Below are 18,756 nucleotides of genomic sequence, written 5' to 3' on the forward strand. Positions count from 1 at the left end.
GGGGGCGCTGCGAGTGTGCCGCAATCCGTTGGGCGCGTCATCCGCGAGGGTGCTCAGCCAAGCCGTGCAGGCGAGAGCATGGCGCTGCTCAGACCGAACTGCTGCAGCGGCTCAGGCAGCGGCTGACCCCGCAGCAATGCCGCGCTGGCCTGGCCCATGGCCGGTGAGGTCTGAATGCCGTAACCACCCTGAGCGGCGACCCAGAACAGCCCTGGCACTTGTGGATCGAAGCCGCTGAGCAGATCACCGTCCGCGACAAAGCTGCGCAAACCGGCCCAGGTGCGGGTCGGGCGGCGGATGGTCAGGGTCGTGGCTTCTTCGATCTGGTAGATGCCCATGGCGATGTCCAGCTCTTCCGGTTGTACGTCGTGAGGTTCGACCGGGTCGGCATTGGCCGGCGAGCCGAGGAACATCCCGGCGTCGGGTTTCATGTAGAACGATTCGTCGAGGCTGACCAACATCGGCCAGTGGTGAATGTCGACCCCCTCGGGGCCTGCGAAGATGAACGCGGCACGGCGCTTGGGTTGCACGCCCAGCGATTGCGCGCCGGCCAATGCACCGACCTTGTCGGCCCAGGCGCCGGCGGCGTTGATAATGATCGGGGCGGTAAAGCTCTGGCCGTTGGTTTGCACTTGCCACTGGCCGTCGGCATCGCGACTCAGGCCCAGCACCTCGCAATCGGTGTGCACTTCGCCGTTGTTGCGGCGAATGCCGCGCAGGTAACCCTGATGCAGGGCATCGGTGTCGATGTCGCTGGCGGTCGGGTCGTAGATCGCACCGTGAACCTTTTCCCGACGCAGAATCGGCAGCCGTGCGCAGGCTTCGTCAGCACTGAGCAATTGCATCTGCGGCACCGTGGCTTTGGCGCTGAGGTACTGGTTGTTCAGTTCGGCGGCATCGCCGGTGAAATCAACGGTCATTTCGCCGCGCGGCGTGAGCAATGGGTGCTCGCAGAAGCCGCTTGGCGGGTGATCGAAAAACTCACGGCTGGCCAGCGTCAGCGCCCGTACCTGAGGCGTTCCATAAGCGGCGGTGTACAGCGCTGCCGAGCGACCGGTGGAGTGGTAGCCCGGGTGGGATTCACGTTCCAGCACGATCACTTTGGCGTGCGGCGACAGCCAGAAACCGGTGGAAGCGCCGGCGATCCCGCCGCCGATGATGATGAAATCTGCCTGGCTCATGAAAGTCTCCGGTGTGGACGCAATATCAAGGAGTTCGCTATCCCTGTAGGAGTGAGCCTGCTCGCGATAGCGGTGTATCAGGCAACAATAATGCTGAATGTAAGACCGCTATCGCGAGCAGGCTCACTCCTACAGGGATATGTGGTGTTAGTGGGTTAAGTGATAAACCGCATTGGCCAGCGCAATGTCTTCCAGGCCCAGGCCTATTGAACGGAAAAACACGTGACGATCGTAACCGGGGCGCGGCACTTTCTCGCTGAGCAGATCGGCAAGGTCACCGACAATCGCAGCCTTGTCCCAGCCATGCTGTTCAGTGGCGATCAACATCTCACCCGCCGAGCCTGGCGTGGTCAGACGGTAGTCGCAGAACACCTGCATGTCGTTCAGACGCTGCGGCGGCACTTCATGGGCGCGCGGGGCGTTGGTGCTGATCGAGGTGATCAGCGCCGGTTTGCTCAAGGTGGCCGGGTCGATCACCGGGCCTGCGGACGACGTGCAGAGCATGATCACGTCGGCCCCGGCGAGGGCGGTTTCGCGGCTGTCGGCAATCTTCAGCCCGGGGAAGATCTGTTTCAACAGCGCTTGGGTTTCAGCGTCTTCAGGCAGGTTCGGCGAATACATGCTGATGCTCTGCCAGTCACGCAGACCTTTCACATAATGCAGATGCGCCTGAGCGACCTTGCCGCTGCCGATGATCGCCAGTCGTGAAGCCTTCAGCGGAGCGAGGGCATCCACCGCCACCGCCGTGGTCGCGGCGGTACGCGCGGTAGTCAACTGACCGGCATCGCACAGCAGCAACGGCTGACCGGTTTGCATTGACATCAACAGGGTCCACGCCGTCACCAGCGGCCCCTGTTCGCGGACGATGTACGGCGACGTCTTGACCCCGTACACGCCGTCTTCGGCCAGCACGCCCAGGTAATTGATGAAGTCGCCGGCACCCTGCGGGAATTCCACCAGTTGTTGCGCCGGTTGCACGGCGTGGCCGGCCGCGAGGTCACGAAACAGTTTGCGCAGGATCTGCGGCACATCGATGCGCGTCAGCAGCTCGCGAGCCTGATGTTGGTCAATCACGTAGGGCGTACTGGGCATGTCAGGCTCCGGGGTCTAAAAGCAAACTAATTTGTCTATTATGGACTTTTAGTTGTCTCTCGCAAGCACCTGATGAAATGCCGGGCGAAAAAAAAGCGCAGTCGTTGCCGGCTGCGCTTTTCTTTTAAACGTCGCTTACTGCGGACGCTTGCGCTCAACCGCACGCAACAGGTGCGTCGGTGGCGTTTCGCAGCTGATCTTGCGACCGAGCTTCTCTTCGATGGACGGCAGCTGGTAGGAGTCGTCCTCGCCGGCGAAGCTGATCGACACGCCGTCAGCGCCTGCACGACCGGTGCGGCCGATGCGGTGCACGTAGTCGTCCGGTACTTCCGGCAGGGTGAAGTTGATCACGTGGCTGATGCCGTCGATGTGAATACCGCGACCGGCCACGTCGGTGGCGACCAGTACGCGGATCTTGCCTTCGCGGAAGCCTTCAAGGGTCTTGATGCGTTTGTGTTGCGGCACGTCGCCGGACAGTTGCGCGGCGTTGATGCCGTCACGCACCAGGCGCTCTTCGATACGGCGTACTTCGTCCTTGCGGTTGGCAAACACGATCACCCGCTCCCAACCGTTGTCGTTGACCAGGTTGAACAGCAGTTTGTATTTGTCGGCAGCGGCCACTGCATAGATGTGCTGCTCGACGTTTTCGTTGGCCACGTTGGTGACTTCGATTTCGACGATCGCAGGGTCGGTGGTCCACTGCTTGGCCAGGTTCATCACGTCTTCGGTGAAGGTCGCGGAGAACAGCAGAGTCTGGCGTTCGCTTTTCGGCGGGGTCTGGCGAATGATCTGCCGCACTTGCGGGATGAAGCCCATGTCGAGCATGCGGTCGGCTTCGTCCAGCACCATCACTTCGACCATGTCCAGGTGCACGTCGCCACGCTGGTTGAAGTCGAGCAGACGGCCCGGGGTGGCGACAAGAATGTCGCAGTGACGCGCTTCGAGGTGCTTGAGCTGCTTGTCGAAGTCCATGCCGCCAACGAACGTCATCACGTTGAGGCCGGTGTATTTGGTCAGGTCAGCGGCGTCCTTGGCGATCTGCACCACCAGCTCGCGGGTCGGCGCGATGATCAGCGCACGGGGTTCGCCCATGTAGCGTTCTTTCGGCGGCGGGGTCTGCAGCAACTGGGTGATGATCGAGATCAGGAACGCGGCCGTCTTGCCGGTACCGGTCTGCGCGCGGCCGATGGCGTCTTTGCCGGCGAGGGTGAAACCCAGCACCTGCGCCTGGATCGGCGTGCAGTACGGAAAGCCCAGGTCCTGAATGGCGTGCATCAGTTCCGGAGCGAGTTTGAAATCGTGGAAGCGGGTCTTGCCTTCCTGGGGGTCGACGACGAAATCTTCGAGTTTCCAGGGAATGACCGGTGCCTTGGGCTTCGGTTCGCGACGCGGGCGGGCCGGTTTCGGCGCTTCGGCGCTGACAGGTTCGGCGGCGGTAGCGGGTTGCGGCTCAGGCTTGGGTGTCGCTACCGGAGCCGGATGTTCAGCCTTGGGAGCCTCGCTGCGAGGGCCGGGGGCGTGCGACGGCGCACTGGGGACTGGCGCGAGCTGCTCAGCCTCGCTTTTACCGAACATTTTCTTGAGTGCTTTGAGCACGGTCATCTCATCAATTGGTTAAGGAATGTACGCCGGCCAGTGTAATGCAAGAAACGGGCGCGGCGTAGTGGGATGATCAAAGGGGTCCGCTGAGCGGCCGAATCAGCGTAGACGCTCGCTCAGCCAGACGCCGATGTCGCGAATTTCTTCGGGTAACACTTCGTGCTCCATTGGGTATTCCTGCCATGTCACGGTGACACCATGCTTCACCAAATGCTCATAGGCACTGCGGCCCATCGAGTTCTTCACCACACCATCGAACTGGCCGTGCAGGCACAAAGCCGGAATGCGCTGCTGACTGGCGCAAAGCTCCATTTCGTCGGTGAAAGTCGGGGCATAGGTGGAGAGGGCAAGTACGCCACCCAACGGGCCTTGCCACTTCAGATAGGCGGTGTGCAGGACGACGGCGCCACCCTGGGAAAACCCCGCAAGAAAAATCCGCGAAGCGTCTATTCCGCTGGCGCGCTCCTTTTCGATCAATTCAATGATGCGATCCGCCGACGCTTCCAACTGCTCACGGTCAATCGACCGCGCCGGGCTCATGGCCTTTATGTCGTACCAGCTCGGCATCTCGTAACCACCATTGATGGTGACGGGCTGGGTTGGCGCTTGCGGCAATACAAAGCGGGTAGTCAGCAGGCTTTCCTGCAGCGCTTCGGCGACCGGCAGAAAGTCATAGCGGTCAGCGCCGAGGCCGTGGAGCCATATCACGCAGGCGTCTGCGGGCTTTACGGGTTGAAGAATCAGGGGCTCGGTCATGGCTGCTCCAAAAATGGGCGGGCGCTCTCAATAAGTGCGTGATTGAGGTGCGCGCCCGGTCGATCCGTTAAGAAGATGTCGCAAGGCTACAAGTTTTGCTATTGACCTGTCGCGCAATCGCTTCAGCAAGCGGTGTGGTACGGGCTTTGCTATGGAGGATTCTGTACGAAGCATCCTACGTCTGGCGGTAACACTATCAGTGTACGTCTTGCGACGGGATTGCAACGAATCCGGTGATGGATGTTCGCCAATGGCCGCTACGGGCAAAGCGAACGTGAAAGGGCTACAGCCCGTTCGGCCGATTGGTGAGAAGTGAGTTATCCATGATGTGGATTTTCTCCTACTAGACTCATAGCGAAGGTCTTACGTCGGTTGACCCCAAAAAAAGCCAACACGGGTCGACAACGCCTCAAAAGGGTGCGACTGGACTCAAGCTCCGACACAACAAGAGCAAAACTGGAGGTTTGAATGAAGATGTTGAAATCCACTCTGGCGGTCGTGACTGCAGCAGCAGTACTCGGCGTCAGCGGGTTCGCTCAGGCGGGTGCAACCCTGGATGCCGTGCAGAAGAAAGGTTTCGTGCAGTGTGGCGTGAGCGACGGTCTGCCGGGCTTCTCGGTACCGGACGCCTCGGGCAAGATCCTCGGGATCGACGCTGACGTCTGCCGCGCTGTAGCCGCTGCCGTATTCGGCGACGCCAACAAGGTCAAGTTCAGCCAGTTGAACGCCAAGGAGCGCTTCACCGCGCTGCAGTCCGGCGAAATCGACCTGCTTTCGCGCAACACCACCATGACCAGCTCGCGTGACGCCGGCATGGGGCTGAAATTCCCGGGCTTCATTACTTACTACGACGGCGTGGGCTTCCTGGCCAACAACAAGCTGGGCGTGAAAAGTGCCAAGGAACTGGACGGTGCAACCATCTGCATCCAGGCCGGTACCACCACCGAGCTGAACGTCTCCGACTACTTCCGCGCCAACGGCCTGAAGTACACCCCGATCACCTTCGACACCTCCGATGAAAGCGCCAAGTCGCTGGAATCCGGTCGTTGCGACGTGCTGACCTCCGACAAGTCGCAGTTGTATGCACAGCGCAGCAAACTGGCCTCGCCGAAAGACTACGTGGTGCTGCCGGAAACCATTTCCAAGGAACCGCTGGGCCCGGTCGTGCGTAACGGCGACGACGAGTGGCTGGCGATCGTTCGCTGGGTTGGCTACGCGCTGCTGAACACTGAAGAAGCCGGCGTGACGTCGAAAAACGTGCTGGAAGAAGCCAAGTCCACCAAGAACCCGGACGTCGCTCGTCTGCTGGGTGCTGACGGTGAATATGGCAAGGACCTGAAACTGCCGAAGGACTGGGTTGTGAAAATCGTTTCGCAGGTCGGTAACTACGGTGAAATCTTCGAGAAAAACCTCGGCAAGGGCACTCCGCTGGAAATCGACCGTGGCCTGAACGCGCTGTGGACCAACGGCGGCATTCAGTACGCACCACCAGTGCGCTAATGGATCTATCGCCCGGCGGGCCAACCGCCGGGTGATGTTCTGTTCCATTTCTTGCGGGGCACTTCATGCAAAATTCAATCGGCGCACCAAAGCAGAGGCTCAGCCTCAGCGATCCGCGAGTGCGTGCGTGGCTGTTTCAGATCATCACCGTCGTGGCAGTGGTCGCCATGGGCTGGTATCTGTTCGATAACACCCAGACCAACCTGCAGCATCGGGGCATCACCTCCGGTTTCAGCTTTCTGGAGCGCAGTGCCGGATTCGGCATCGCTCAGCACCTGATCTCCTACACCGAAGCGGACAGTTACTCGCGGGTGTTTGTGATCGGTTTGCTCAACACGTTGTTGGTCACCTTCATCGGCGTGATCCTGGCGACCCTGCTCGGCTTCATCGTCGGTGTGGCGCGGCTGTCGCCGAACTGGATCATCAGCAAACTGGCGACCGTGTATGTGGAAGTATTCCGCAACATTCCGCCGCTGCTGCAGATCCTGTTCTGGTACTTCGCGGTGTTCCTGACCATGCCGGGACCGCGCAACAGTCACAACTTCGGCGACACCTTCTTCGTCAGCAGCCGTGGCCTGAACATGCCGGCCGCGCAAATGGCTGACGGCTTCTGGGCGTTCTTCATCAGCGTGGTGCTGGCCATCGTCGCCATCGTGCTGATGTGCCGCTGGGCCAACAAGCGTTTCGAAGAAACCGGCGTACCGTTCCACAAGTTCTGGACTGGCCTGGCGATTCTGCTGGTGATCCCGACCTTGTGCGCGCTGATCTTCGGCGCACCGCTGCACTGGGAGATGCCGCAACTCAAGGGCTTCAACTTTGTCGGTGGCTGGGTACTGATTCCGGAACTGCTGGCGCTGACCCTGGCGTTGACCGTGTACACCGCAGCGTTCATCGCTGAAATCGTGCGCTCGGGGATCAAGTCGGTCAGCCATGGCCAGACCGAAGCGGCCCGTTCGCTCGGCCTGCGCAACGGCCCGACTCTGCGTAAGGTGATCATTCCACAAGCGCTGCGGGTGATCATTCCGCCGCTGACCAGCCAATACCTGAACCTGGCGAAAAACTCCTCGCTGGCCGCCGGTATCGGCTACCCGGAAATGGTTTCGCTGTTCGCCGGCACCGTGCTCAACCAGACCGGCCAGGCCATCGAAGTCATTGCCATCACCATGAGCGTGTACCTGGCGATCAGTATCAGCATTTCCCTGCTGATGAACTGGTACAACAAGCGCATTGCGCTGATCGAGCGGTGAGGAAACGCGCATGACAACCCATACTTTCAAACCCGACATGCCCCCACCGAGCAGCAGCATCGGCGTGGTGGCGTGGATGCGCGCGAACATGTTCTCCAGCTGGCTCAACACCCTGCTGACCCTGTTTGCGTTTTACCTGATCTACCTGGTGGTACCACCGATCCTCAGCTGGGCGATCTTCGACGCCAACTGGGTCGGCACTACCCGCGCCGACTGCACCAAGGACGGCGCCTGCTGGGTGTTCATTCAGCAGCGTTTTGGCCAGTTCATGTACGGCTACTACCCGACCGAACTGCGCTGGCGCGTAGACCTCACCGTGTGGCTGGCAGTGCTTGGCGTGGCACCGCTGTTCATCTCGCGCTTTGCGCGTAAAGCGGTGTACGGCCTGAGCTTCCTGGTGATCTACCCGATCGTGGCGTACTTCCTGTTGCACGGCGGCGTCTTCGGTCTGACCACCGTGGCGACCAGCCAGTGGGGCGGGCTGATGCTGACCCTGGTGATCGCCACTGTTGGTATCGCTGGCGCCCTGCCGCTGGGGATCATCCTTGCGCTGGGCCGTCGCTCGAACATGCCGGCGATTCGTGTGGTCTGCGTGACCTTCATCGAATTCTGGCGCGGCGTGCCGTTGATCACCGTGCTGTTCATGTCGTCGGTGATGCTGCCGCTGTTCCTGCCTGAAGGCATGAACTTCGACAAGTTGCTGCGGGCACTGATCGGCGTGATCCTGTTCCAGTCGGCCTACGTTGCCGAAGTGGTACGCGGCGGTCTGCAAGCGATCCCCAAAGGTCAGTACGAAGCGGCTGCAGCGATGGGCCTCGGTTACTGGCGTTCGATGGGTCTGGTGATCCTGCCGCAAGCCCTGAAACTGGTGATCCCCGGCATCGTCAACACCTTCATTGCGCTGTTCAAGGACACCAGTCTGGTGATCATCATCGGCCTGTTTGACCTGCTCAACAGCGTCAAGCAAGCCGCTGCCGACCCGAAATGGCTGGGCATGGCCACCGAAGGCTACGTGTTCGCCGCCCTGGTGTTCTGGATTTTCTGTTTTGGTATGTCGCGCTATTCCATGCATCTGGAACGCAAGCTCGACACTGGCCACAAGCGTTAGGAGTTCTCTGTAAATGAGCGAAGCAATCAAAAAGCCTGTGGGCCCTGAAGGCATTATCCAGATGCAGGGCGTGAACAAGTGGTACGGCCAGTTCCACGTGCTGAAAGACATCAACCTCAACGTCAAACAGGGCGAGCGTATCGTGCTGTGCGGCCCGTCGGGTTCCGGCAAGTCGACCACTATCCGTTGCCTCAATCGCCTGGAAGAACACCAGCAGGGCCGCATCGTCGTCGACGGCGTGGAACTGACCAACGACCTCAAGCAGATCGAAGCGATCCGTCGCGAAGTCGGCATGGTGTTCCAGCACTTCAACCTGTTCCCGCACCTGACCATCCTGCAGAACTGCACGCTGGCGCCGATGTGGGTGCGCAAGATGCCCAAGCGCAAGGCCGAGGAAATCGCCATGCATTATCTGGAACGCGTACGCATTCCGGAGCAGGCGCATAAATTCCCGGGGCAACTGTCGGGCGGCCAGCAACAGCGTGTGGCGATCGCTCGCGCGCTGTGCATGAAACCGAAAATCATGCTGTTCGACGAACCGACCTCGGCACTCGACCCGGAGATGGTGAAAGAGGTGCTGGACACCATGATCGGCCTCGCCGAAGACGGTATGACCATGCTCTGCGTGACCCACGAAATGGGCTTCGCCCGCACCGTGGCCAATCGCGTGATCTTCATGGACAAGGGCGAGATCGTCGAGCAGGCGGCACCGAATGACTTCTTCGACAATCCGCAGAATGACCGTACCAAGCTGTTCCTGAGCCAGATTTTGCATTGATTGCCTGGAGGCTGGTTTAACAACAAAGCCCCGTCGGATGCCCGGCGGGGCTTTTTTCATGGTCGTGAATCAACCCGCGTTGCCTTTGAGCTCCAGCGCTATGTGCACGGCCCGTAATGCATTGAGGCGCCCGTGTCCGTAGTAGTGACTGTGGCCGTTTGAATCGTATTGACCGAGCGGCCCGTCGTCGGCGTGACCGATCTTGTCGCAGCAGTCGGCGAGTATCTGCCGTACGGTCAGGCGATCGAGGTCGGGGTTGACGCCAAGTACCAGCGCCGCGACGCCCGCAGCGCCCGGGCAGGCGCTGGAGGTGCCGCTGAACGATTCGGTGTAGGCCGGCAACGTTTGGGCGGCGAAACTTGTGCTCAAATCCGTGGTGCGGATACCACGGGTCTGTGGGATCGACGTGGCAGGTTTGAACTTCGGATCAGGGTGTTGCTGATCGCCGCTGGGAAAGCAGCACCAGAGCACCTTGCCAAAATCGCTGTAGGCGCTGCGCCGGTTCTGGTCGTTGCAGGCACCTACGGCAATTACATGGGGGTGGCTGGAGTAGCCATCGTTATCGGCGCATTCGTTACCGTTGCCTGCTCCAAAGAAGATGACGCAGCCTTTGCCGTTGCGGCCTTTGGTGGCGGCGTACTCGATCGCCAGCCGAGTGCTGGCGGCGAGGGGAAATACCTGGGCGTGACGAGGGTCAGCCGGGTCGGCCCAATGACCTTCCGCCGGTCCCCAACTGCAAGAAATGATGTCGGCGCCCTGATCGGCGGCCCAGAAAAAAGCGTCGGCCTCAGCACGTGCTCCCAGGGGTTTGGTTAGTTTCAACGGCATCAGGCTGGCCTTGGGCGCGACACCACTGGCACCGGCCTCGCCATTGGCGAAAGCCACTCCGGCGGCGGCTGTACCATGACGTTCCAGGGTATTTTTCGGCCGTGGACCCTGTTTGGCGTTACGTCGGTCAAAGTTCTGTGCGCCGACGACTTTGCCGTCTCCGGCAAACTCGGGATGGTCGATATCAAACGCATCGTCGATGACGGCGATCACGACGCCCTCGCCCTGTGCGAGTTCATGCGCGGCTTCGACATTGGCGCTGGCATCGATTTCGACCTGATAGGTCACAGTGGTTTTCTTCAGGTGCCATTGATTGGCATGGATCGCCCGTCGTTGCCCCTGTCGCAGCAGTTCCGGATGACAGTACTGAATCTCGTCGCGTTTCAGCCATTCACTGGTGAGGGTAAAAATGTCGGTGCCGCAGGCGTCGGAATGCTCTACGAAAAAAGCATTCGATGCGTAAGGCACCTCTTGTTTTATGGTCAGGCCCAGCTCTTGGAGTATGGCCATGCAATCGGGCGCTTTCAGCGAATCGGTAAACTTCAAAAAGATATTCTCGGTGTAGAGCACGGCCTCCTGAGTAGTCGGGTCCACCAGCACGCTGCCCGCGAAACGCACGTCCGGCAACTCTCGAAGCAAGGCCTTGCGTTGCGATGGGTCCGAGTTTCGAGGCAGTTTGTAGACGTGTACATCCGCGTCCTCGACATGCAGCACTAGCTCGCAGTCTTCCAGTGCAGCGTCGGCGGATTCGCAGCAAAGCGCGTGCGCCAGAGTCGTTCCCGCGTGGCTGCGTACGGCCAGCAGTTGACGGTTTTTCTCCAAGGCAAAAGGGCGGCTGTGCTGCATACCGAAATTAATTTCTACCATGAGTTTTTCATTCTTCCTTTGAACTAAATGACGGACGAAATCGCCCGCGGATTAATTTCCAAAGTCTGAAGTCCGATGGCTGTGAGTGATGTCGGCAAATATTCCTCTGCAATGTGGGAAATCACTTCGCAGTTGAATGATTTTTCTACTGGGCGAGTAGGACCAACGTCTTCGACACTCCGAAAAAAAGATCGGGAGCAAAGGGTTCCTGAAGCCTCCTCCTGACCGTAGGTGGTTGCCGTCCTGCACACAGCTGACTAACATGTCAGAAAATTCATCCTATGATTGGATGAAAGGGCGAATCCTATGTCAGACATTTCACCTTTGATTAAGCGATCCCTGGTCGACCAGGCTCTGGATCAATTACGTCAACGCATCACCGATGGCGTATGGCAGGTCGGCGAGCGTCTGCCGACTGAGCCTGAGTTGTGTGCCGAACTCGGCATCAGCCGCAACACCGTGCGTGAAGCCATGCGCGTGCTGGCGTTTTCCGGGTTGATCGAAATCCGCCAGGGTGACGGCAGTTATTTGCGGGCAGTGGTCGATCCGATGGACACGCTCAAGGCGTTGTCCCGCTGTTCACTGGAACAGGCGCGCGAGACCCGGCATATCCTCGAAGTCGAGGCGATCGGCCTGGCCGCATTGCGTCGCACCGATGAAGATCTGGCCGCGCTGCGTGAAGCGCTCGGCACCAGCGGCAGCCATTACCACGGCGATCTTGATACCTACATTGCTTGCGATCTGGTGTTCCACCGTCGACTGGTGGATGCCGCGCACAATCCAACCCTCAGCGAGCTGTATCGCTATTTCTCCAGCATCGTCGGCGCGCAATTGCGCCAGACGCTGAACATCGTCCCGCGCCGTCAGGAAGTGTTCGACCTGCACATCGAGTTGCTCGATGCCGTCGAACAACGCGACCCGGAACGGGCCAAAGCCATATCGAGGCAGTTGATCAATGAACCTTGAAGCCGAGAAATCCATGTCCCGCAGTGAGATATCCACAACCCCGAAACGTACGGCGGAACTTGAAGAGCTGCTGATCGACGCCGAGGCTGACGACGAGCAAGTGCAGCAAAGCCATCCGCTGGTGCGCCGGCCGTGGCTGTTGCTGTTGGGGCTGATTCTGGTGGCACTGAACCTGCGTCCGGCGCTGTCGAGCATGGCGCCGCTGCTCAGCGACGTGTCGAAAAGCCTTGGCTTGTCGGCAGCTCAAGCCGGTTTGCTGACCACATTGCCGGTGCTCTGCCTCGGCTTGTTCGCACCGCTGGCGCCTATTCTCGCGCGGCGTTTTGGCGCTGAGCGGGTGGTGCTGGGGATTCTGTTGGCGTTGGCCGGCGGTATCATTTTGCGCAGCAACTTCGGTGAAATCGGCCTGTTCGCCGGCAGTGTGCTGGGCGGTGCGAGCATCGGCATTATCGGCGTGCTGCTGCCGGGCATCGTCAAACGCGACTTTGCCAAACATGCCGGGACCATGACCGGCGTCTACACCATGGCCCTGTGCCTGGGCGCGGCGATGGCGGCGGGTTCAACCGTGCCGTTGAGCGAGCACTTCGATAACAGCTGGGCGCTGGGGCTGGGCTTCTGGGTGATTCCGGCACTGGTGGCTGCGGTGTTCTGGTTGCCGCAAGTCGGACAGAGACACGGCGCGCACAACGTTGCCTATCGGGTGCGCGGGCTGTTGCGTGATCCGCTGGCCTGGCAGGTAACCTTGTACATGGGCCTGCAATCGTCGCTGGCGTACATTGTGTTTGGCTGGTTGCCGTCGATCCTGATCGGTCGCGGACTGACCCCGACCCAGGCCGGTCTGGTGCTCTCCGGTTCGGTGATCATCCAGCTCGCCAGTTCCCTCGCGGCGCCGTGGCTGGCGACCCGTGGCAAGGATCAGCGCCTGGCGATCGTGGTGGTGATGGCGCTGACCCTCGGTGGTTTGTTCGGTTGCCTGTATGCGCCGATCGACGGTCTGTGGGGCTGGGCGATTCTTCTGGGTCTGGGGCAGGGCGGTACGTTCAGTCTGGCGCTGACCCTGATCGTGCTGCGCTCACGGGATTCGCATGTTGCGGCGAACCTGTCGAGCATGTCCCAGGGCTTCGGTTACACCCTGGCCTCGATGGGCCCGTTCGCGGTCGGCGTGGTGCATGACTGGACCGGCGGCTGGAACGCGGTGGGCTGGATCTTCGGCATCATTGGCACCGGCGCGATCATCGCCGGCCTTGGTGCGGGCCGGGCTTTGTACGTGCAAGTACAAAGCGAAAAAATCTGAATGCACTGATTTTCAGATGTGTGCGGGCTTGCTCGCGAATGCGGTGTATCAGCCAACATTGATGGTGACTGATACACCGCATTCGCGAGCAAGCCCGCTCCCACAGAGGGATTTGTGTTTTTCTGTGGCCTGTTGCTGGTATTCGGCATGCGAATGCCGATAGTGTTTCTTCGATTTGCAGCTTATCGTGCTGGCAATCTGTCCATTCCCTGGAGTTTGCCCATGAGCGAAGCCCACGCCGCCCTGATCAACCGCTTCTATCAGGCCTTCCAGCGTCTCGACGCCGAAGCCATGGCCGCCTGCTACACCGATGACGTGGTGTTCAGCGATCCGGCGTTCGGCGAGTTGCGCGGGAGCGATGCCGGCGACATGTGGCGCATGCTGATCACCCGGGCCAAGGATTTCTCCCTGACCTTCGACAATGTCCGCGCCGACGAGCGCAGTGGCGGAGCGCACTGGGTGGCGACGTATCTGTTCAGCCAGACCGGCAACGTGGTGATCAACGATATCCAGGCGCGTTTCGTCTTCCGTGACGGCAAGATCTGCGAGCACCACGACCACTTCGACCTGTGGCGCTGGTCGCGTCAGGCCCTGGGTTTCAAGGGCTTGCTGTTGGGCTGGACGCCGCTGGTGCGCAACGCCGTGCGTGCGCAGGCGCTGAAGGGACTGAAGGCATTTCAGGCGAGTCGCTGATAAGATCGCGACCTGTTTCCTGCACACCTTGATCCCGAAATGACCAGCCTTAGCGAAAAATCTGTCGATGTTGCCGAGCCAGTGAGCAAATCCTGGTTCGTCTATCTCGTGCGCGCGGCCAACGGCTCGTTGTATTGCGGGATCAGCGACGACCCGGTGCGCCGTTTCGCCAAGCATCAGAGCGGCAAGGGCGCACGCTTCTTTCTGTCCAGCCCGGCGATGGCGCTGGTCTACACCGAGCGCTGCCGTGACAAGAGCGATGCCTTGCGTCAGGAACGCTTGATCAAGAAGCTGCGCAAAAGTGCCAAGGAATGCCTGGTCGCGTCTTATCAATCTGATTGATCGGCTCCCATCAGGCAGATCTGTAGGCTGCCAAGCCAATGCACGCTAAGCTGCCGGCTCACTAACTGTGCGGCGGAGCCGAGCATGTCCGAGTTGATTCTGCATCATTACCCGACCTCTCCATTTGCCGAAAAGGCCCGCCTGCTCCTGGGTTTCAAAGGTTTGTCCTGGCGCTCGGTGCACATCTCGCCGGTGATGCCCAAGCCGGACCTGACTGCGCTGACTGGCGGTTATCGTAAAACGCCGGTGCTGCAAATCGGTGCCGATATCTACTGCGACACCTCGTTGATCGCCCGTCGTCTGGAGCAGGAAAAGGCCTTGCCGGCGTTTTTCCCCGAAGGTCAGGAAATGACCAGTGCCAGCTTCGCCGCGTGGGCCGATTCGGTGGTGTTCCAGCATGCGGTCAGTCTGGTGTTCCAGCCGGAATCGGTCGCGGTGCGTTTTGGCAAGTTGCCGCCGGAAGCGATCAAGGCGTTCCTCGCCGACCGTGCCGGTTTGTTCAGTGGCGGCAGCGCCACCCGGCTGTCGGCCGAGCAGGCCAGGCATCAATGGCCAACGATCATGGCGCGCCTGGAGCAGCAGTTGCAGCGCGAGCAGGGCGACTTCCTGTTCGGTGAGCCGTCGATTGCCGACTTCGCCCTGGCGCATCCGCTGTGGTTCCTCAAGGCGACGCACGTCACTGCGCCGCTGGTCGATGAGTATCCGGCTGTCACGGCGTGGCTGGGGCGTGTGCTGGGCTTTGGTCATGGCGCGGCGAGCGCGATGACTGCCGAGGAAGCCCTCGAGGTGGCGCGCAACGCGACCCCGGCGGATTTGCCGAATGAGCAGTTTGTTGACCCGAACGGCTTCAAGGCGGGTCAGCAGGTATCAATTGCCGCGACGGACTACGGAGTTGATCCGGTGGTGGGTGAGTTGCTGTTTGCCGGTAGCGAGGAGCTGATCATTCGCCGCGAGGACGAACGGGGCGGCGTGGTGCATGTGCACTTCCCGCGCTTTGGTTTTCGTATCGAAGCTCGCTGATCAGCAAGTAGCCTCTGCTTGATGGGGAGAGGGGCATTTGTGGTGAGGGGATTTATCCCCGATCGGCGGCGAAGCCGTCGCAACATCTGGCAGTTGGATATTGCAGGTTTCAGGTGCGCTTCGCGCCCCATCGGGGATAAATCCCCTCACCACAGAGGAGCAGGGTTACTTCAGGGCAGCGAGGATCTCGTCCGGGCTGAATCCGCGAATCAATGTGCCATTCACATCAATCAACGGAATCCCGCGCCCGCCCAGTGCCTCATACGCCTTGCGCGCCTCGGCATCCTTCTCGATGTCGAATTCCTTGAACGCAATCCCCTTGCTGTCGAGAAAGCGTTTGGTCTGCTTGCAGTAGCCGCACCAGTCGGTGGCATAGAGCACAACATGGGCCTGCGCCCGCGTCTGCTCCGAGACCATTTGCGACGGGTTGAACACCCGCTCGATCTTGCCCCAGTTCTGATAGACCACGACCACCAGCAGAACCAGCGCAACCTTCTTCAGCACATTGCCGAGCATCAGTTGCGGCGCTTGAGCTGATCGGTGAGCGAGGTCGGCAGGCCCTTGATGACCAGGGTGCCGGCTTCTTCGTCGTACTCGATCTTGGAGCCCAGCAAGTGTGCCTCAAAGCTGATGGACAGGCCTTCGGCGCGGCCGGTGAAGCGACGGAACTGGTTGAGGGTGCGTTTGTCCGCCGGTATCTCCGGCGACAGGCCGTAATCCTTGTTGCGGATGTGGTCGTAGAAGGCTTTCGGGCGCTCCTCGTCGATCAGCTCCGACAGTTCTTCCAGGCCCATCGGCTCGCCAAGCTTGGCCTGGCTGCTGGCGTAATCGACCAAGGTCTTGGTCTTCTCGCGGGCAGACTCTTCCGGCAGGTCTTCGCTTTCAACGAAATCACTGAACGCCTTGAGCAGGGTACGTGTCTCGCCCGGGCCGTCGACGCCTTCCTGGCAGCCGATGAAGTCGCGGAAGTATTCCGAGACCTTCTTGCCGTTCTTGCCCTTGATGAACGAGATGTACTGCTTGGACTGCTTGTTGTTCTGCCACTCGGACACGTTGATCCGCGCAGCCAGATGCAGTTGGCCGAGGTCGAGGTGGCGCGACGGGGTCACGTCCAGCTCATCGGTCACCGCCACGCCTTCGCTGTGGTGCAGCAGGGCGATCGCCAGATAATCGGTCATGCCTTGCTGGTAGTGGGCGAACAGCACGTGGCCGCCGACCGACAGGTTCGATTCTTCCATCAGCTTCTGCAGATGCTCGACCGCGACTTTGCTGAACGCGGTGAAGTCCTTGCCGCCCTCCATGTATTCCTTCAGCCAGCCGCTGAACGGGAATGCGCCGGATTCCGGATGGAACAGACCCCAGGCTTTGCCCTGTTTGGCGTTATAGCTCTCGTTGAGGTCGGCGAGCATGTTCTCGATGGCCGCGGATTCAGCGAGTTCTGTGTCACGGGCGTGCAGAACTGCGGGCGTGCCGTCGGGTTTTTTGTCGATCAGGTGGACGATGCAATGACGGATCGGCATGGGCTTCTCGGCTGTTGGAAGGGAGGAGGGCAGGCTCCCCCGAAAAAGCGCCCAGTGTACCGCAACCACTGGTTTTGGCGCGGGGTGAAGGGCAAATCCGGGGCGGGTGGCGGCCCTTATGCAGTTTTTTACCGATTTAGAGCAATAAAGCTGACCAAATGGGTAGCTAGAGGCGGATATTTCCCCGTCTCTGTGCTAGTTTTGCCCGGTCTTACGCGAAGTCACTGCGTTAAGCGTGCAATCAGCATTTGTCAGGTCGAACCAAACCCTGATTTCGGTATCTATAACCCGACTCGTCGTGGTTATCGCCGAGGGTGCCAGATCCAGAAGATCGGGCTCGATGGCTGACACTGCACTCTGCAATCCATATGAATTTGATAGGGAAGGAACACTACATGGCTCTTACTAAAGACCAACTGATCGCCGACATCGCTGAAGCTATCGACGCGCCGAAAACCACCGCGCGTAACGCTCTGGACCAACTGGGCCAAATCGTTGCCGATCAGCTGGAAAACGGCGGCGAAATCACCTTGCCAGGTATCGGCAAGCTGAAAGTGACCGAGCGTCCTGCCCGCACTGGCCGTAACCCTTCGACTGGCGCTGCCATCGAAATCCCTGCCAAGAAAGTGATCAAGCTGGTTGTGGCCAAAGGCCTGACCGACGCTGTGAACAAGTAAGACGCAGCGATAAAAAAACCGTGCACCGGAGCGATCCGGGCACGGTTTTTTTGTGTCTGCGATTTGCTGACTGAATCACTGGGCCAATATGGGAGCGGGCTTGCTCGCGAAAGCGGTGTGTCAGTCAACTAAAATGTTGGCTGATCTACCGCATTCGCGAGCAAGCCCGCTCCCACAATTTGAACCTGCGCCGGTCAATAACTTCGGGTTAGCGCGTCCAGCGCTCGCGACGCCAGATCTGCTGCTCGGACTTGGTCTGGAAGGTCCAGGCGACGAAACGGCTCTGTTTCTGTCCTTGCGACATCTCCACCACCTGGCTTTCCAGCACGCCGGCTTTCTTCAGCGCGGTTTCGATGGCTGGCAGGTTCGAGGCTTTCGACACCAGTGTGCTGAACCACAGCACCTTGTGCTGGAAGTTCGCGCTCTCGGCGATCAGTTGCGTCACGAAACGTGCTTCGCCACCTTCACACCACAGCTCGGCTGATTGGCCGCCGAAGTTCAGTACCGGCAGCTTGCGCTTCGGGTCGGCCTTGCCCAATGCGCGCCATTTACGCTCGCTGCCCTTGGTCGCTTCATCCATCGAGGCATGGAACGGCGGATTGCACATGGTCAGGTCAAAGCGCTCACCCGGTTCCAGCAATCCGATCAGGATGTGCTTGCGGTTTTCCTGCTGGCGCAGCTGGATAACCTTGTTCAGATCGTTGGACTGGACGATGGCTCTGGCAGCAGCCACGGCCGTCGGATCGATCTCCGAGCCGAGGAAGTGCCAGCGGTATTCGCTGTTGCCGATCAGCGGATACACGCAGTTGGCGCCCATGCCGATGTCCAGCACGTTGACGATCGCGCCGCGTGGGACCTTGCCGTCGTTCATGCTCGCCAGCAAATCCGCGAGGAAGTGCACGTAATCGGCACGGCCCGGGACCGGTGGGCAGAGGTAATCCGCCGGGATGTCCCAATGCTGGATGCCATAAAACGATTTGAGCAGCGCCCGGTTGAACACGCGCACTGCATCGGGACTGGCGAAGTCGATGCTTTCCTTGCCATACGGGTTGGTGATCACGAATTTCGCCAGTTCCGGCGTGGTCTTGATCAGTGCCGGGAAGTCGTAACGACCCTGGTGGCGATTGCGCGGGTGCAGGCTGGCCTTTTCACGCGGCTCGACGGCTTTGGCCGGGGTCGCGGAGTCGGGCTTCTTGCGCGCAGGTTTGGGTGTGCGGGGGGCGTTCATGGGTGTGATCGATTCGGGTATGGCTGAAAGTGGCGGGTATTGTCCCACATCTCAAGGCAA

18 protein-coding genes are annotated in these 18,756 nt (G+C 60.1%); 10 read left to right on the forward strand and 8 right to left on the reverse strand.

Annotated features, from left to right (window positions below; all coding sequences use genetic code 11):
- Positions 1–53: 53 nt before the first annotated feature.
- From PseAD21_RS15355 to PseAD21_RS15375, 4 genes are all read right to left on the reverse strand, one after another.
- Positions 54–1,181, reverse strand: coding sequence for an FAD-binding oxidoreductase (locus tag PseAD21_RS15355; RefSeq protein ID WP_102356417.1), 1,128 nt, complete (start codon positions 1,179–1,181; stop codon positions 54–56).
- A gap of 147 nt (positions 1,182–1,328) precedes the next feature.
- The gene (locus tag PseAD21_RS15365) at positions 1,329–2,273 is read right to left on the reverse strand and encodes an ornithine cyclodeaminase family protein (RefSeq protein WP_102356419.1); all 945 of its coding nucleotides are present in this window, start codon (positions 2,271–2,273) and stop codon (positions 1,329–1,331) included.
- 135 nt (positions 2,274–2,408) lie between these two features.
- Positions 2,409–3,875, reverse strand: a complete 1,467-nt coding sequence (gene rhlB / locus PseAD21_RS15370; RefSeq protein ID WP_102356420.1) for an ATP-dependent RNA helicase RhlB — start codon at positions 3,873–3,875, stop codon at positions 2,409–2,411.
- Between the two features lie 96 nt (positions 3,876–3,971).
- Complete coding sequence (locus PseAD21_RS15375; protein ID WP_102356421.1) at positions 3,972–4,628, reverse strand: alpha/beta hydrolase; 657 nt, start codon at positions 4,626–4,628, stop codon at positions 3,972–3,974.
- 468 nt (positions 4,629–5,096) lie between these two features.
- On the opposite strand from PseAD21_RS15375, the gene PseAD21_RS15380 reads away from it, so the two are divergent.
- The 4 genes from PseAD21_RS15380 (at position 5,097) to PseAD21_RS15395 (ending at position 9,261) form a co-directional block, all read left to right on the forward strand.
- A complete protein-coding gene (locus PseAD21_RS15380; protein ID WP_102356422.1) occupies positions 5,097–6,128 on the forward strand; it encodes an amino acid ABC transporter substrate-binding protein in 1,032 nt (343 codons plus the stop codon).
- 65 nt (positions 6,129–6,193) lie between these two features.
- Positions 6,194–7,375, forward strand: a complete 1,182-nt coding sequence (locus PseAD21_RS15385) for an amino acid ABC transporter permease (RefSeq protein ID WP_102356423.1) — start codon at positions 6,194–6,196, stop codon at positions 7,373–7,375.
- A gap of 10 nt (positions 7,376–7,385) precedes the next feature.
- On the forward strand, positions 7,386–8,483 hold the full coding sequence (locus PseAD21_RS15390) for an amino acid ABC transporter permease (RefSeq protein ID WP_102356424.1): 1,098 nt from the start codon (positions 7,386–7,388) through the stop codon (positions 8,481–8,483).
- Positions 8,484–8,496: 13 nt separating this feature from the next.
- On the forward strand, positions 8,497–9,261 hold the full coding sequence (locus PseAD21_RS15395; protein WP_003221897.1) for an amino acid ABC transporter ATP-binding protein: 765 nt from the start codon (positions 8,497–8,499) through the stop codon (positions 9,259–9,261).
- A 69-nt stretch (positions 9,262–9,330) separates the two neighbouring features.
- Here PseAD21_RS15395 and PseAD21_RS15400 read toward each other — a convergent pair whose 3' ends face one another.
- Positions 9,331–10,956, reverse strand: coding sequence for a S8 family serine peptidase (locus PseAD21_RS15400; protein WP_102356425.1), 1,626 nt, complete (start codon positions 10,954–10,956; stop codon positions 9,331–9,333).
- 306 nt (positions 10,957–11,262) lie between these two features.
- Between PseAD21_RS15400 and PseAD21_RS15405 the strand changes: the two genes are divergently transcribed.
- The 5 genes from PseAD21_RS15405 (at position 11,263) to PseAD21_RS15425 (ending at position 15,271) form a co-directional block, all read left to right on the forward strand.
- Positions 11,263–11,922 carry a FadR/GntR family transcriptional regulator gene (locus tag PseAD21_RS15405; RefSeq protein WP_102356426.1) on the forward strand — a complete coding sequence of 220 codons (660 nt, stop codon included), beginning with the start codon at positions 11,263–11,265 and terminating at the stop codon, positions 11,920–11,922.
- Complete coding sequence (locus tag PseAD21_RS15410; RefSeq protein ID WP_102356427.1) at positions 11,912–13,216, forward strand: CynX/NimT family MFS transporter; 1,305 nt, start codon at positions 11,912–11,914, stop codon at positions 13,214–13,216. The genes PseAD21_RS15405 and PseAD21_RS15410 overlap by 11 nt, the downstream gene beginning before the upstream one ends.
- Before the next feature lie 222 nt (positions 13,217–13,438).
- Entirely contained in the window at positions 13,439–13,909 is a 471-nt protein-coding gene (locus PseAD21_RS15415) for a nuclear transport factor 2 family protein (RefSeq protein ID WP_102356428.1), read from the forward strand.
- Between the two features lie 39 nt (positions 13,910–13,948).
- Positions 13,949–14,251 (forward strand): GIY-YIG nuclease family protein, encoded by a 303-nt coding sequence (locus PseAD21_RS15420; RefSeq protein WP_102356429.1) that lies wholly within the window; start codon positions 13,949–13,951, stop codon positions 14,249–14,251.
- An 84-nt stretch (positions 14,252–14,335) separates the two neighbouring features.
- Positions 14,336–15,271 (forward strand): glutathione S-transferase family protein, encoded by a 936-nt coding sequence (locus tag PseAD21_RS15425; protein WP_102356430.1) that lies wholly within the window; start codon positions 14,336–14,338, stop codon positions 15,269–15,271.
- A gap of 165 nt (positions 15,272–15,436) precedes the next feature.
- Here the strand turns inward: PseAD21_RS15425 and PseAD21_RS15430 are convergent, their stop codons facing one another.
- Together PseAD21_RS15430 and yejK are read right to left on the reverse strand one after the other, a co-directional pair.
- Complete coding sequence (locus PseAD21_RS15430; protein ID WP_102356431.1) at positions 15,437–15,787, reverse strand: glutaredoxin family protein; 351 nt, start codon at positions 15,785–15,787, stop codon at positions 15,437–15,439.
- The gene (gene yejK / locus PseAD21_RS15435; RefSeq protein WP_007909053.1) at positions 15,787–16,791 is read right to left on the reverse strand and encodes a nucleoid-associated protein YejK; all 1,005 of its coding nucleotides are present in this window, start codon (positions 16,789–16,791) and stop codon (positions 15,787–15,789) included. The genes PseAD21_RS15430 and yejK overlap by 1 nt, the downstream gene beginning before the upstream one ends.
- Positions 16,792–17,186: 395 nt before the next feature.
- Here yejK and PseAD21_RS15440 point away from each other — a divergent pair, with 395 nt between their 5' ends.
- Entirely contained in the window at positions 17,187–17,468 is a 282-nt protein-coding gene (locus tag PseAD21_RS15440) for an HU family DNA-binding protein (protein WP_003221909.1), read from the forward strand.
- Between the two features lie 208 nt (positions 17,469–17,676).
- On the opposite strand, the gene rlmF is transcribed toward PseAD21_RS15440, so the two are convergent.
- Positions 17,677–18,696: a 23S rRNA (adenine(1618)-N(6))-methyltransferase RlmF gene (rlmF, locus tag PseAD21_RS15450; protein ID WP_102356432.1), complete on the reverse strand. Its 1,020-nt coding sequence runs from the start codon at positions 18,694–18,696 to the stop codon at positions 17,677–17,679.
- Positions 18,697–18,756 lie beyond the last annotated feature (60 nt).

This window comes from Pseudomonas sp. AD21, assembly GCF_002878485.1.
Classification (GTDB): Bacteria; Pseudomonadota; Gammaproteobacteria; order Pseudomonadales; family Pseudomonadaceae; genus Aquipseudomonas.

Bases quoted from the DNA above. Each gene is read 5' to 3' on its own strand.
- PseAD21_RS15410 (WP_102356427.1), top strand. From the start codon at position 11,912: ATGAACCTTGAAGCCGAGAAATCCATGTCCCGCAGTGAGATATCCACA.
- rhlB (WP_102356420.1), bottom strand. From the start codon at position 3,875: ATGACCGTGCTCAAAGCACTCAAGAAAATGTTCGGTAAAAGCGAGGCT.
- PseAD21_RS15420 (WP_102356429.1), top strand. From the start codon at position 13,949: ATGACCAGCCTTAGCGAAAAATCTGTCGATGTTGCCGAGCCAGTGAGC.
- PseAD21_RS15375 (WP_102356421.1), bottom strand. From the start codon at position 4,628: ATGACCGAGCCCCTGATTCTTCAACCCGTAAAGCCCGCAGACGCCTGC.
- PseAD21_RS15425 (WP_102356430.1), top strand. From the start codon at position 14,336: ATGTCCGAGTTGATTCTGCATCATTACCCGACCTCTCCATTTGCCGAA.
- PseAD21_RS15385 (WP_102356423.1), top strand. From the start codon at position 6,194: ATGCAAAATTCAATCGGCGCACCAAAGCAGAGGCTCAGCCTCAGCGAT.
- PseAD21_RS15380 (WP_102356422.1), top strand. From the start codon at position 5,097: ATGAAGATGTTGAAATCCACTCTGGCGGTCGTGACTGCAGCAGCAGTA.
- PseAD21_RS15440 (WP_003221909.1), top strand. From the start codon at position 17,187: ATGGCTCTTACTAAAGACCAACTGATCGCCGACATCGCTGAAGCTATC.
- PseAD21_RS15415 (WP_102356428.1), top strand. From the start codon at position 13,439: ATGAGCGAAGCCCACGCCGCCCTGATCAACCGCTTCTATCAGGCCTTC.
- PseAD21_RS15400 (WP_102356425.1), bottom strand. From the start codon at position 10,956: ATGGTAGAAATTAATTTCGGTATGCAGCACAGCCGCCCTTTTGCCTTG.
- rlmF (WP_102356432.1), bottom strand. From the start codon at position 18,696: ATGAACGCCCCCCGCACACCCAAACCTGCGCGCAAGAAGCCCGACTCC.
- PseAD21_RS15355 (WP_102356417.1), bottom strand. From the start codon at position 1,181: ATGAGCCAGGCAGATTTCATCATCATCGGCGGCGGGATCGCCGGCGCT.
- PseAD21_RS15405 (WP_102356426.1), top strand. From the start codon at position 11,263: ATGTCAGACATTTCACCTTTGATTAAGCGATCCCTGGTCGACCAGGCT.
- PseAD21_RS15390 (WP_102356424.1), top strand. From the start codon at position 7,386: ATGACAACCCATACTTTCAAACCCGACATGCCCCCACCGAGCAGCAGC.
- PseAD21_RS15365 (WP_102356419.1), bottom strand. From the start codon at position 2,273: ATGCCCAGTACGCCCTACGTGATTGACCAACATCAGGCTCGCGAGCTG.
- PseAD21_RS15395 (WP_003221897.1), top strand. From the start codon at position 8,497: ATGAGCGAAGCAATCAAAAAGCCTGTGGGCCCTGAAGGCATTATCCAG.
- yejK (WP_007909053.1), bottom strand. From the start codon at position 16,791: ATGCCGATCCGTCATTGCATCGTCCACCTGATCGACAAAAAACCCGAC.
- PseAD21_RS15430 (WP_102356431.1), bottom strand. From the start codon at position 15,787: ATGCTCGGCAATGTGCTGAAGAAGGTTGCGCTGGTTCTGCTGGTGGTC.